Annotated in this window: 11 protein-coding genes; 1 reads left to right on the top strand and 10 read right to left on the bottom strand. The window is 70.0% G+C overall.

Annotation, left to right across the window (positions count from 1 at the left end; genetic code table 11):
• Window positions 1-21: 21 nt before the first annotated feature.
• Window positions 22-753, bottom strand: a complete 732-nt coding sequence (locus D581_RS0112150; RefSeq protein ID WP_018957490.1) for a TraR/DksA family transcriptional regulator — start codon at window positions 751-753, stop codon at window positions 22-24.
• Between the two features lie 563 nt (window positions 754-1,316).
• Here D581_RS0112150 and ileS point away from each other — a divergent pair.
• A complete protein-coding gene (gene ileS, locus D581_RS0112145) occupies window positions 1,317-4,460 on the top strand; it encodes an isoleucine--tRNA ligase (RefSeq protein ID WP_018957489.1) in 3,144 nt (1,047 codons plus the stop codon).
• Window positions 4,461-4,796: 336 nt separating this feature from the next.
• Here the strand turns inward: ileS and D581_RS0112140 are convergent, their stop codons facing one another.
• The 9 genes from D581_RS0112140 to ftsW form a co-directional block, all read right to left on the bottom strand.
• On the bottom strand, window positions 4,797-5,966 hold the full coding sequence (locus tag D581_RS0112140; RefSeq protein WP_018957488.1) for a DivIVA domain-containing protein: 1,170 nt from the start codon (window positions 5,964-5,966) through the stop codon (window positions 4,797-4,799).
• A 49-nt stretch (window positions 5,967-6,015) separates the two neighbouring features.
• Window positions 6,016-6,300 carry a YggT family protein gene (locus D581_RS0112135; RefSeq protein WP_006123846.1) on the bottom strand — a complete coding sequence of 95 codons (285 nt, stop codon included), beginning with the start codon at window positions 6,298-6,300 and terminating at the stop codon, window positions 6,016-6,018.
• Window positions 6,301-6,390: 90 nt separating this feature from the next.
• Entirely contained in the window at window positions 6,391-7,014 is a 624-nt protein-coding gene (locus D581_RS0112130; RefSeq protein ID WP_018957487.1) for a cell division protein SepF, read from the bottom strand.
• Window positions 7,015-7,139: 125 nt separating this feature from the next.
• Window positions 7,140-7,859 carry a YggS family pyridoxal phosphate-dependent enzyme gene (locus tag D581_RS0112125; RefSeq protein WP_018957486.1) on the bottom strand — a complete coding sequence of 240 codons (720 nt, stop codon included), beginning with the start codon at window positions 7,857-7,859 and terminating at the stop codon, window positions 7,140-7,142.
• Window positions 7,860-7,865: 6 nt separating this feature from the next.
• Window positions 7,866-8,606, bottom strand: coding sequence for a peptidoglycan editing factor PgeF (gene pgeF / locus D581_RS0112120; protein WP_026290446.1), 741 nt, complete (start codon window positions 8,604-8,606; stop codon window positions 7,866-7,868).
• On the bottom strand, window positions 8,603-9,826 hold the full coding sequence (gene ftsZ / locus D581_RS0112115) for a cell division protein FtsZ (RefSeq protein ID WP_018957484.1): 1,224 nt from the start codon (window positions 9,824-9,826) through the stop codon (window positions 8,603-8,605). The genes pgeF and ftsZ overlap by 4 nt, the downstream gene beginning before the upstream one ends.
• Before the next feature lie 276 nt (window positions 9,827-10,102).
• The gene (locus D581_RS0112110; RefSeq protein ID WP_018957483.1) at window positions 10,103-10,897 is read right to left on the bottom strand and encodes a cell division protein FtsQ/DivIB; all 795 of its coding nucleotides are present in this window, start codon (window positions 10,895-10,897) and stop codon (window positions 10,103-10,105) included.
• 62 nt (window positions 10,898-10,959) lie between these two features.
• Window positions 10,960-12,048 carry an undecaprenyldiphospho-muramoylpentapeptide beta-N-acetylglucosaminyltransferase gene (gene murG / locus D581_RS0112105; protein WP_007451369.1) on the bottom strand — a complete coding sequence of 363 codons (1,089 nt, stop codon included), beginning with the start codon at window positions 12,046-12,048 and terminating at the stop codon, window positions 10,960-10,962.
• Between the two features lie 6 nt (window positions 12,049-12,054).
• Window positions 12,055-13,500 carry a putative lipid II flippase FtsW gene (gene ftsW, locus D581_RS0112100; protein WP_018957482.1) on the bottom strand — a complete coding sequence of 482 codons (1,446 nt, stop codon included), beginning with the start codon at window positions 13,498-13,500 and terminating at the stop codon, window positions 12,055-12,057.
• Between the last annotated feature and the right edge of the window lie 4 nt (window positions 13,501-13,504).

Raw genomic sequence — 13,504 nt, 5'->3', positions numbered from 1 at the left:
GGTACGACACACCTGTGCGGATCAGCCGCGCCGCTCCTGCTTCTGCTTGTCCTCGACGCACAGGGTGGCCCGGGGGAAGGCCTGCATCCGCGCCTTGCCGATCGGTTTGCCGCAGACCTCGCAGAGCCCGTACGTCCCCGCCTCCAGCCGGGCGAGCGCCCGCTCGGTCTGCTCCAGCGTCTCCTGGGCGTGGGCGGCCAGCGACAGCTCGTGCTCGCGGGTGATGTTCTTGGTGCCGGTGTCGGCCTCGTCGTCACCCGCACCGTCGCCGGAGTCCCGCATCAGCCCGGCGAGCGCCGCACCGGAGGCCTCCAGCTCGCTGCGGAGCCGCAGCGTCTCGCTCGTCAGCAGGGTGCGCGCCTCGGTGACCTCCTCCGGCGTCCAGGGGTCCTCCCCGGGCCGGACGGCCAGCTCGTCGGGGGCGGCGGCGCGGGCCGGCGGCACAGGGGCCGTGGCCTGTGCGCCTGCTGCGGGACGACTCGCGCTCTTCTTGGCTACCACCGTGTGGGCTCCCGTCTGCTCGGCGGCCCGTGCCGCCTCCGTGGCCTTCTCCGAGGCCTTCTTGGCCGCGCTCTTCTTGGCGGTGCTCTTCTTGGCGGCGGTCTTCCTCGCCGTCGTCTTCTTGGCGGACGCCTTCTTGGCGGCGGCCTTCTTCGCCGTCCTCCTCGCGGGCGCGGGCGCCTGCTCGGCCGGCGACTCGTGGCTGCCGTCGTGCTCGGCCGCGGTCTCTTCCGCCGTCTTCTTCGCCACCATGGCCGCGGCCCCTTCACATATTGTGATCTTGCTCGCGAGTCGTGCTGGGACGATAAATCGACTCCAGCCCCGCGGCAACGGGGCACGCCGCCTTCTCGCCCCTCCCCGTGTCCGGTCGTGGCGCGCCTGCCTCCGTTGTTCCCAGCTCCCCGTCCGGTAATCCGGCCCTCGGGCCCCGCCCGGGAAGCCTTGTACCCCGTCCCGCCACTCGGGTCACACCCTCGCGCCGTGGATAACCGGTCGGCCGTCGCCCGTACGGGCCCGTACACTGGGCCCAGCGAGAGGCTTGGATGGGACGAGTAGCGCCGTACGCAGCCAGAAGCGACCCGGGGACGGTGGGAGCCCGGGGGCGAGCGCGCCGTGAAGATCACCCCGGAGCCGCCGGAAGAACGCCTTGACCGATGGGCCCCGCCCACCGGCGCAAGGTCACTAGACCCGGCATCGCGACCCCAATGAGGGGGCCACGGGCCTGCGCCCGGGGCCAAGGAGGGTGGTACCGCGGGAGCCGAGACGCTCTCGTCCCTCCGACGGAAGTGGAAGACGTCCGCCGGAGGAAGCCGCACATGACATCGCCGCAGTACCGCCAGGTGCCCGCCCAGGTCGACCTGCCCGCGCTCGAACACGCCGTGCTCGACTTCTGGCGCGAGAGCAAGGTCTTCGCCAAGAGCCTGGAGCAGTCCGAGGGCCGCCCCGAGTGGGTCTTCTACGAGGGTCCGCCCACCGCCAACGGCATGCCGGGCGCGCACCACATCGAGGCCCGCGTCTTCAAGGACGTCTTCCCCCGCTTCCGCACCATGCAGGGCTACCACGTCGGTCGCAAGGCCGGCTGGGACTGCCACGGCCTGCCGGTCGAGCTCGCGGTCGAGAAGGAGCTGGGCTTCAACGGCAAGAAGGACATCGAGGCGTTCGGCATCGCCGAGTTCAACGCCAAGTGCCGCGAGTCGGTGACCCGGCACACCGACGCGTTCGCCGAGCTGACGACCCGCATGGGCTACTGGGTCGACCTGGACGACGCGTACCGCACGATGGACCCGGAGTACGTGGACTCCGTGTGGTGGTCGCTCAAGGAGATCTTCAACAAGGACCTGCTGGTCCAGGACCACCGCGTCGCCCCCTGGTGCCCGCGCTGCGGCACCGGCCTGTCCGACCACGAGCTGGCCCAGGGCTACGAGACGGTCGTCGACCCCTCGGTCTTCGTCCGCTTCCCCCTCACCTCGGGCCCGCTGGCCGGTGAGGCGGCCCTCCTGGTCTGGACGACCACCCCCTGGACCCTGGTCTCCAACACGGCGGTCGCCGCCCACCCCGAGGTCCGTTACGTCGTGGCGACCGACGGCGAGGAGAAGCTCGTCGTCGCCGAGCCGCTCCTGGAGAAGGCCCTCGGCGAGGGCTGGGAGGTGACGGGCCAGTCGTTCACCGGCGCGGAGATGGAGCGCTGGAGCTACGAGCGCCCCTTCACCCTGGTCGACTTCCCGTCCGAAGCGCACTACGTCGTCAACGCCGAGTACGTCACGACCGAGGACGGTACGGGTCTGGTCCACCAGTCTCCCGCGTTCGGCGCCGACGACCTCCTGGTCTGCCGTGCGTACGGCCTCCCGGTGGTCAACCCGGTCCGCCCGGACGGCACGTTCGAGGAAGACCTCCCCCTGGTCGGCGGCGTCTTCTTCAAGAAGGCCGACGAGGCGCTCACCGCGGACCTGGACACGCGCGGCAAGCTCTTCCGCCACGTCCCGTACGAGCACAGCTACCCGCACTGCTGGCGCTGCCACACGGCGCTGCTCTACTACGCGCAGCCGTCCTGGTACATCAGGACGACGGCGATCAAGGACCGGCTCCTCGATGAGAACGAGAAGACCAACTGGTTCCCGGACTCGGTCAAGAACGGCCGCTTCGGCGACTGGCTGAACAACAACGTCGACTGGGCGCTCTCCCGCAACCGCTACTGGGGCACGCCGCTGCCGATCTGGCGCTGTGAGGACGACCACCTCACCTGCGTGGGCTCACGCGCCGAACTGACGGAACTCACGGGCACCGACCAGTCAGCCCTCGACCCGCACCGCCCGTTCATCGACGAGATCACCTTCACCTGCACGCAGGAGAACTGCCAACTGGAGGCGTACCGCGTCCCGGAGGTCATCGACGCCTGGTACGACTCGGGTTCGATGCCGTTCGCGCAGTGGGGCTACCCGTACAAGAACAAGGAAGTCTTCGAGAGCCGCTACCCGGCGCAGTTCATCTCAGAGGCCATCGACCAGACCCGCGGCTGGTTCTACACGCTGATGGCGGTCGGCACCCTCGTCTTCGACAAGTCGAGTTACGAGAACGTCGTCTGCCTGGGCCACATCCTCGCCGAGGACGGCCGCAAGATGTCCAAGCACCTGGGCAACATCCTCCAGCCGATCCCGCTGATGGACCAGCACGGGGCGGACGCGGTGCGGTGGTTCATGGCGGCGGGCGGCTCCCCGTGGGCGGCACGGCGCGTGGGCCACGGCACGATCCAGGAGGTCGTCCGCAAGACGCTCCTCACCTACTGGAACACGGTCGCCTTCCAGGCCCTGTACGCGCGCACGTCGGGCTGGGCACCCTCCGAGGCCGACCCGGCCCCGGCGGACCGCACGGTCCTGGACCGCTGGCTGCTGAGCGAACTGAACGCGCTGGTCGACCAGATGACCGTCGCGATGGACGGCTACGACACCCAGCGCGCCGGCAAGCTGCTCTCGGCGTTCGTGGACGACCTCTCCAACTGGTACGTACGCCGCTCGCGCCGCCGCTTCTGGCAGGGCGACAAGGCCGCGCTGCGCACGCTGCACGAGGTCGTCGAGACGGTGACCCGGCTGATGGCCCCGCTGACCCCGTTCATCACCGAGCGGGTCTGGCAGGACCTGGTGGCACCGGTCACTCCCGACGCCCCGGAGTCGGTCCACCTGGCCTCCTGGCCGAAGGCGGACCTGTCTTTGATCGACCCGGCGCTCTCCACGCAGATGGCGCTGGTGCGCCGACTGGTGGAGCTGGGCCGGGCGACGCGCGCCGAGTCGGGCGTGAAGACCCGTCAGCCGCTGTCGCGCGCGCTGGTGGCGGCGACGGACTTCCCGGCCCTCTCCCCCGAACTGCGCGCCCAGATCACGGAGGAGCTGAACGTCACGTCGCTGGCCTCGCTCTCGGAGGTGGGCGGCTCCCTGGTCGACACGACGGCGAAGGCCAACTTCCGCGCCCTGGGCAAGCGGTTCGGCAAGGGCGTCCAGGCGGTGGCCAAGGCGGTGGCGAACACGGACGCGGCCGCCCTGTCCCTGGCCCTGCGCGAGGGCACGGCGACGGTGGAGGTCGACGGCGAGCGGATCACCCTCTCCCCCGACGAGGTCATCATCACGGAGACCCCGCGCGAGGGCTGGTCGGTCGCCTCGGACTCGGGCGCGACGGTCGCCCTGGACCTGGAGATCACCCCGGAACTGCGCCGCGCGGGCCTGGCCCGTGACGCGATCCGCCTGATCCAGGAAGCCCGCAAGAACAGCGGCCTGGACGTCGCGGACCGCATCGCCGTCCGCTGGACCTCGACGTCCCCCGCGACGGTGGAGGCGCTCACCGAGCACACCTCGCTGATCTCCGAGGAGGTGCTCGCCCTGGAGTACGCGGAGGGCGAGGCGGACGAGAGTTACGGCGAGGTGTTCGAGGACGAGGGCCTGGCGCTCACGTTCCGCCTGCGCAAGCGGTAGCCGGCACGTCTACGGGGCCCGGCCGGAAGGTTTCCGGCCGGGCCCTTCCGCGTACCCCCTCGGGGGCTCCGCCCCAGAACCCCCGCGCCTCAAACGCCGGCGAGGCTATCTATAGCCCCTCCGGCGTTTGAGGAGCGGGGCCCGGGGCAGCGCCCCGGTTTCGGGAAGGGGCGGGGAGGGGAACAGCCCGCCGCAGGCGCCCCACCCGCACCCGGCCGACACGGCCCCGCCCCCGGCAGCCGCGGCCGGCCCCACGCCAAAGGGCCGGGCCCCGGGAAATCCCGGGGCCCGGCCCTCTGCCTGCCGACGGCTACGCGCTCAGCGAGCGCGAACCGCTCAGTTGTCGTCCTCGTCGATCAGGAACCCACGCATCGGCGAAGGCGCCTGCTGCATCGGCTGCGGCGCCTGCGGCCGCACCGGCGCCATCGGCTGCGTCATCGCGGGCGACATCTGCTGCTGACCCCCGTAGGACGGCGCGCCGCCCATCGTGGACGGGCCGCCACCCATCTGCTGGCCGCCGTGGCCACCGTGGTTGGAGCCGCCCATGGAGTGACCCATCGCACCCGCACCGGCCGGGGCCAGCGAGGGGGACGGCGGCAGCGAAGCGGCTGCCGGAGTCCGCGGCGGGGCGAGCGAGTCGTCCGCCTGGGTCTCCAGCTGACGCAGCTGGCTCTCCAGGTAGGACTTCAGCCGCGTGCGGTACTCGCGTTCGAAGCCGCGCAGGTCCTCGACCTTGCGCTCCAGCGTCGCGCGGGCCGACTCCAGCGAGCCCATCGCCACGCGGTGCTTCTCCTGCGCGTCCCGCTCCAGAGCGTCGGCCTTGGCACGCGCGTCGCGCTCCAGGCCCTCGGCACGGCTGCGCGCCTCGCCGACGATCTTGTTGGCCTCGGAACGGGCCTCCGCGATCGCCTGGTCGGCGGTCTGCTGTGCGAGCGAGAGGACACGGGCGGCGCTGTCGCCACCGGGGCCCTGCCCCTGCTGCTGCATCTGCGGCGGCTGCATCTGCTGCATCTGCTGCTGCTGGGGGTGCTGACCCATGGGGCCGCCCTGCATCGGGCCACCCATGGGACCGCCCTGCATCGGGCCGGGGCCGTGCGGGCCCTGCGGACCGGGACCATGGCCACCCTGGGGGCCGTGGCCACTGGGACCTGCGGGCAGCTGCGGCGCGCCACCGGGCAGCTGGGGCGGACCCATCTGCGGGGGCTGCTGCTGCTGCGGCGGTCCTGATATGGCGGCGGGAACGGGCGCACCCGGGCGATCCTGCTGCTCCGGAGGCTTGCGCATACCCTGCTGCTGTTGCTGCTGTTGCTGCTGTTGCTGGTTCTGCGCGGCGGCACGCGTCGCGGCGGCCAGCTTGGCGCGCAGGTCCTCGTTCTCACGGAGCAGACGGGTCAGCTCCGATTCGACCTCGTCGAGAAAGGCATCGACCTCGTCCTCGTCATAGCCTTCTCGGAGGCGGACGGTCGTGAACTGCTTGTTCCGCACGTCCTCGGGGGTCAACGGCATCTCTTCTTCACCTCTACGTAGTCGTCGGCAGTCGGCAAGACCGTATCGCTCACAACCTGACCACAACGCTGATCAGGATGTAGACGATGATCATCAGAACGAAGAAGGACAGGTCGAGTGCCACGCCCCCGAGACGCAGCGGCGGAATGAACCGCCGCAGAAGCTTGAGCGGTGGATCGGTGACAGTGTAGGTGGCCTCAAGTACGACCACCATCGCCTTGCCGGGTTGCCATGAACGTGCGAACTGGAAGACATAGTCCATGACCAGCCGGAAGATCAGCACGATGAGGAAACACATCAGCGCGATATAGACCACATCCAGTGCGACGCCCATGTCCCGCGGTTCCCTCTCCCCTGGCTCTCGTCAGCTCCGGCCTCGTGGCCGGCACCGGCCTCTCGGCCGGGTTGTTCCGGTGTCGTGTTCTCAGCTCTGGTTGAAGAATCCGCCCTCTGCGATGCGGGCCTTGTCCTCCGCCGTGACATCGACGTTAGCAGGCGACAACAGGAACACCTTCTGCGTCACGCGTTCAATGCTGCCATGGAGACCGAAGACGAGTCCCGCGGCAAAGTCGACAAGTCGCTTCGCGTCCGTGTCGTCCATCTCCGTGAGATTCATGATCACCGGAGTGCCCTCACGGAAGTGTTCCCCGATGGTACGGGCCTCGTTGTAGGTCCTGGGGTGCAGCGTGGTGATGCGGTACGGCTCCCGCTCGGACACGACCTTGGGCATGATCACCGGTGCGTTCTTCTCCATGTTCGGGCGTTCAGGTGTGATGGATGCCACGGGCGCGATCCGGGCGGGTCGCACGCTTTCCGCGGGGAGCTGAACCGGCTCGCGCTGGGCGGGCGGTTGCACTACTCGTACCGGTTCGTCCCTTTCGCGCTCGCGTTCCCGCTCCACCTGGTGGGGGGGCTGATGCCGCCGCCGGTCGCGCTCGGGCTCCGGCTCAGGTTCGAATTCGTCATCGGGGTCGAACCCCGGACCGTCGTACCCATCGTCCTCCACGAGGCCGAGGTAGACCGCCATCTTGCGCATCGCGCCGGCCATGCTCCGAGTCCTCCGCTCTGTGGTGGATCGGCATTCGTCACCAAGTGCCCGCGATCCACTGTGGTCTGCCCGCTGTGAGCGGTAATGACCATATTTTCTGCTGTGGTCCGACTTGCTTCGCGACGTTACCCGAGCCGGGGTCGGACTCCGAGTACCGCCGTACCGACGCGTACATGTGTCGCTCCGGCCGCCACCGCGTCCTCCAGGTCCCCGCTCATACCTGCGGAGACCATGTTCGCAGCCGGATGACCTGCGCGCAGGCGGGATGAGATTTCCATCAGCCGGTCGAACGCGGCCCGTTGCCGGCCGGCGTACTCCCCGGCCAGTGGCGCCACGGTCATCAGCCCGTCGAGCCGGAGTCCGTCGGCCGCGCCGATCGCGGCCGCCAACTCCTCGATCCCGTCCGGCGCGACGCCGCCGCGCTCACCGCGCTCACCGCTCTCCGCGTCCAGGGCGACCTGGATCAGGCAGCCGAGTTCACGCTCCCCGCGCACCGCGGCGGCGGAGAGGGCCGTGACCAGCTTGGCGCGGTCCACCGACTGCACGACATCGGCATAACTGGTCACAGAACGAACCTTGTTCGTCTGCAATTGTCCGACAAAGTGCCATGTCAGCGAAAGATCCGCACAAGCGGCGGCTTTGGGGGCGGCGTCCTGGTCGCGATTCTCCGCGACATGGCGCACACCGAGTTCATGCAGGATCCGCACATCGCTCGCGGGGTAGGTCTTGGTGACCACGATCAGGGTCACTTCCTCGCGCTGACGACCGGCCGCGGCGCAGGAGGAGGCGATCCTTTCCTCCACCTGTGCCAGATTCGCGGCGAGTTCAGCCTTACGATCCGTCATGCCCTATCAGTCCAACCAGACATATCCGGCGAGCCGCCCGGTGGTGCGGTCGCGGCGGTACGAGAAGTGGTCGCCCGATTCCAGGGTGCAGTACGGCGAGGAGTGCCGGTCCGTCACACCGAGGGCGGTGAGCTGGGCTTGGACTCCGCCGGTGACGTCGACCGCCGGGGTTCCCCAGCTGGTCTCGGACCAGGCGCCGGGGACGGCCTCGGCGACCTCGGCCCGCATCGCCTCCGGCACTTCGTAGCACCGTCCGCAGACGGCCGGTCCGGTGTGCGCGGTGATCCGGGAGGGGTGTGCGCCGAGCTCGACCATGGCCTCGACCGCCGCCGGAACGACTCCGGCGACCAGCCCCGGCCGCCCGGCGTGCGCCGCCCCGACGACCCCGGCGACCGGGTCGGCGAGAAGAACGGGGGTGCAGTCGGCGGTGAGGACCGCGAGCGCCAGTCCGCGCCGGGCGGTCACCACCGCGTCCACGGCCGGAATCTCCGCGTCCGCGCCCCAGGGCCCGTCCACCACCGCTACGTCCCGGCCGTGCACCTGGTTCATCCAGACGACGTGGGCCGGGTCGAGACCGAGGCGTCGGGCCGCGCGCTCCCGGTTCGCGCCGACGGCGGCGGGGTCGTCGCCGACCGCGCCGCCGAGGTTGAGCTCACCGTACGGAGCCGCGCTCACTCCGCCCCACCGGTCGGTGAAGGCGAAATGAGCGCTGCCCGTGACGGGTGCCGTCCGGTGATGGGCTATCACTTCAAGAAGTCCGGAACATCCAGCTCTTCGGCCTGGGTGTCCTGGTAGGGACGGGCCGGCGGGACGTGCGGCGGCGAGACCGGCCCGAGCGCGCTCTCACTCGAAGCCGACGCGGGGGCGGACTCGGCCGGAGCCGGGCTCTCCTCGCGCGGAGGTACGGAACCGAGTCCGCCCGTCGGGCGCGTGGACTCGGCGGAGGACCTGGCCGGGGCGGCCGGCTCCTCGCGCTTGTTGCTGTTCGCGCCGAGGACGTTCTCCCGGCGGGCCGGCGGCTGTCCGCCGTCGAAGCCCGCCGCGATCACGGTGACCCGCACCTCGTCGCCCAGGGCGTCGTCGATGACGGCGCCGAAGATGATGTTGGCCTCGGGATGCGCGGCCTCGCTCACCAGTTGGGCGGCCTCGTTGATCTCGAAGAGACCGAGATCGCTGCCGCCGGAGATGGAGAGGAGGACACCGCGGGCGCCGTCGATGGAGGCTTCCAGGAGCGGCGAGGAGATCGCCATCTCCGCCGCCGCCACCGCGCGGTCGTCGCCGCGCGCCGAGCCGATGCCCATGAGCGCCGATCCGGCCTCGGACATGACCGACTTGACGTCGGCGAAGTCGAGGTTGATCAGACCCGGGGTGGTGATGAGGTCGGTGATGCCCTGCACACCCGAGAGCAGCACCTGGTCGGCCGACTTGAAGGCGTCGAGCACGCTGACCTGGCGGTCCGAGATGGACAGCAGTCGGTCGTTGGGAATGACGATGAGGGTGTCGACCTCTTCGCGGAGTTCGGCGATGCCGTCCTCCGCCTGGTTTGCGCGTCGCCGGCCCTCGAAGGTGAACGGGCGGGTGACCACGCCGATCGTCAGGGCGCCGAGCGAGCGCGCGATGTTGGCGACGACGGGTGCGCCGCCGGTGCCGGTGCCGCCGCCTTCTCCGGCGGTGACGAAGACCATGTCGGCCCCCTTGAGGACCTCCTCGATCTCCTCACGGTGGTCCTCTGCCGCCTTACGACCGACGGCCGGGTTCGCCCCGGCGCCGAGGCCCCGGGTGAGTTCGCGGCCGACGTCGAGCTTGACGTCGGCGTCGCTCATCAACAGGGCTTGTGCGTCCGTGTTGATCGCGATGAACTCGACGCCCTTGAGACCGACCTCGATCATTCGGTTGATGGCATTGACACCACCGCCGCCGACACCGATGACCTTGATGACTGCGAGGTAGTTCTGCGGTGCTGCCACGTCGAAGGCCTCTCGCCTCGAGTTACGTGTCGTCGCTCTGCGGTAGCTCCGCGGCGACGACTGATGTCGATGGGGACGGTCCGAACGCCGACCCAAACCCTAACGTTGAAGTTTAGGGTTACCAGTGTGTCTGCTTCCTGGACTCTTCCGAACAGGACACTAAGTCGACAAGTGGCGCACGTTCAACGAACACGCCGAACCTCCCGTTTTTCTTTTCACCCTATGTGATCACCCGTAGCGCTGACCAACCAGGGTGCTGGCCAGCACAAATACCCGTCAACTCGTCGATACCGCCGGGGCGGTGGGAGCGCTTACGTCGAACTGTCCCGCTTTGGGAGCCGCTTTCATGAGTGCGGTGAGCACGCGTGCCTTCACCGCCCCGTCTTCACCACTCCCCCAGGTCACCACACGATCCCGGGTGAGCAGCAAGGAGATCGCATCGTACGAGGTGACCCGTACGGTCTCGGTGTCCTCGGCCACACCTGCCGGAAGGTCGCCGGCGACCCGGACCGCTTCCCGCAACAGACCGTCACCGCCGAAGCGGCGAAGGCTCGCGGACGGTTCGGGAGTCAGCTCCAGCAGGGGCACGCCCTTCGGCGCCTTGTCCACGGTGGCGAAGCGCACGCCCTCGGCATCCACTTCCACGAACGCGCCGCCCTTTTCGACCAGCAGGACCGGCTTCCGTTCGGTCACCTTAAGGCCGATGCCGTCCGGCCAGGACCGAACGACATCAACTGTGTCGATACGAGGCAACTTCTGGCGCAACCGGCGCTCCATGGCACCGGTGTCCACGGAGACCAGCGGGGCGCCGATCGGAGTGGCGGCAACCGCTTCCACTTCTTCGCGGGTCAGCACCTCGACGCCGCTCGTGCTGACCTTCTCGACACGGAGCCAGGAGGAGCCGTAGAGCACCCAGATCACGAACGCGGTGAGCAGGGCGACCGCGACGCCGATCAGGATCAGCAGGGTGCGGCGGCCGATCCGGGGCCCCTCGGGGCCGCTGTGCGGCGGGCCGGCGGAGGTGTCCGCCCGCCCGGGTGCGCCGCGCTGGGCGGTCGTCGGTCCGGCCACGCTCGCTCCTTCGACGGACCCGGGGCGCCCGCCCCGGGTCCGCACCGCATCGCGCCGGGCGCCTAGCGGCGCGCGGCAATCGCTTCGTACACCATGCCGACGAGCAGGTCGTCGGCGTCGCGCCGGCCGAACTCGGCCGCGGCGCGGGACATTTCGTACAGCCGGTGAGGGTCCGACAGTACCGGCAGGACGTTGCCCTGCACCCACTCCGGGGTGAGCGCCGCGTCGTCCACCAGCAGGCCGCCGCCGGCGTTGACCACCGGCTGGGCGTTGAGCCGCTGCTCGCCGTTGCCGATGGGCAGCGGGACGTAGGCGGCGGGGAGCCCGACGGCGGAGAGTTCGGCGACGGTCATCGCGCCCGCGCGGCAGAGCATCATGTCGGCCGCGGCGTACGCGAGGTCCATCCGGTCCACGTACGGTACCGGGATGTAGGGCGGCATCCCGGGCATGTTGTCGATACGCGGCAATTCGTTTTTCGGGCCGACCACATGGAGGATCTGGATCCCGGAGCGCTGGAGCAGCGGCGCGACCCGCTGGACCACCTCGTTGAGGTGGCGTGCGCCCTGCGAGCCGCCGGAGACCAGCAGCGTGGGCAGGTTGGGGTCGAGGCCGAAGGAGGCGCGGGCCTCCGGGCGGACCCGGGCGCGGTCCAGGGTGGCGATGGTGCGGCGCAGCGGGATGCCGATGTAGCGGGCGCCGCGCAGCTTGCTGTCGGGGGTGGAGACGGCGACCCCGTGGGCGTACCGCGAACCGATCTTGTTGGCCAGGCCCGGGCGGGCGTTGGCCTCGTGGACCACGATCGGCACACCGGCCCGCTTGGCCGCCAGGTAGCCGGGCAGCGCGACGTAGCCGCCGAAGCCGACCACGCAGTCCGCCTTGGTGCGCTCCAGGATCTGCTCGGCGGCCTTGATGGTGCCGCGCAGCCGGCCCGGGACGGTGATCAGTTCGGGTGTGGGTTTACGGGGCAGTGGCACGGCGGGAATGAGCGCCAGCTCGTACCCCCGCTCGGGCACGAGCCTGGTCTCCAGTCCGCGTTCCGTGCCGAGGGCAGTGATTCCCACGGTCGGGTCCTGCCTGCGCAGGGCGTCTGCGAGGGCAAGCGCGGGCTCGATGTGTCCGGCGGTCCCCCCGCCGGCGAGTACGACATGCACCGAAATTCACCGCTCTCCGGACGGACGCTTCTTGACGCGCCGTCTCATCGTCTTCCATCTCACCCCGGGCTTCCGCATGGCCAGGGCCGCCTTGGCGGCTGGGTCCTCCCGTGCGAAGGCGATCATCAGCCCGACCGCGAACATCGTCGGCAGCAGGGCCGACCCCCCGTAGGAGAACAGCGGGAGCGGCACCCCGGCGATCGGCAACAGACCGAGCACCGCACCGATGTTGATCACGGCCTGGGCCGTGATCCACGTGGTCACGCCTCCCGCGGCAAACCTCACGAAGGGGTCCTCCGTGCGTCCGGCCACGCGGATACCCGCATAGCCTAGAGCCGCGAACAGGGCGAGCACGGACAGCGTCCCCGCCAGACCCAGTTCCTCACCGGTGATGGCGAAGATGAAGTCGGTGTGAGGTTCCGGGAGTTGACCCCATTTTTCCACACTCGCCCCCAGTCCGGAACCGAACCATCCGCCGGACGCCAGAGCATAGATCCCGTGTGCGGCCTGCCAGCAGCCGCCCTCCGGATCGGGCTCGCTCACGCCCATGCAGGCGAGCCGGGACATCCGGTTCGGGCTCATCCTGATCAGCAGGAACGCGATGACGGCGGCGAAGCCGAGCACCCCGGCGAACAGCCGGGTGGGAGCGCCCGCCAGCCAGAGCAGACCGAACAGGATCGCCGTGAGAATGATCGCGGTTCCCATGTCGCCGCCGAGCATGATCAGTCCGAGCAGCATGAAGGCGACCGGCACGAGCGGTACGAGCATGTGCTTCCACTGCGCCAGCAACCGCTTGTCCTGCTTGCGGGCCAGGAGGTCCGCCCCCCACAGGATGAGGGCCAGCTTGCCGAACTCGCTGGGCTGGAGCTGGAACGGGCCGCCCAGGTAGAGCCAGTTCTGGTTGCCGTTGACCGACATCCCTATCCCCGGCACCTGGACCAGGATCATCAGGAAGACGGTGACCATCAGTATCGGGTAGGCCAGCGCCCGGTGGAGCTTCACCGGCATCCGGGCGGCGATCAGCATCAGCGTGCCACCGATGACGGCGGCGAGGAACTGCTTGCCGAAGAAGTACGTCGAGGGCTTGCTGATGTCCAGCGCCTTGATCATCGAGGCGGAGTAGACCATCACCAGGCCCAGCACGGTGATCAGGAGGCTGGAGCCGAGGATCACGTAGTAGGCGGTCAGGGGCCGGTCCCAGGCCCGTCGTGCCCGCTCGTAGGTACGGCGGGGTCCACCACCGCGCCCGGTGCGCGGGGGGCGGGGTCCCGAGCCGCCGCGTCCGGAGCCGCGGGGCTTCTCGGGGCGCCGGGCACCGGTGGCGAGGCGCCCGCGCAGGGCGAGCCCGTCGGGCAGCGGTACTCCGGAGAGGGCGGGCGTCGCGGTGAGGGGGCGGGGAACCGAGGCCCGCGCGCGGTCCCGCCGTACGGCGAATCTCTCGTCGGCCGGCATTGTC

The organism is Streptomyces sp. CNB091, assembly GCF_000377965.1.
This window is presented reverse-complemented; position numbering and strand designations above follow the sequence as displayed.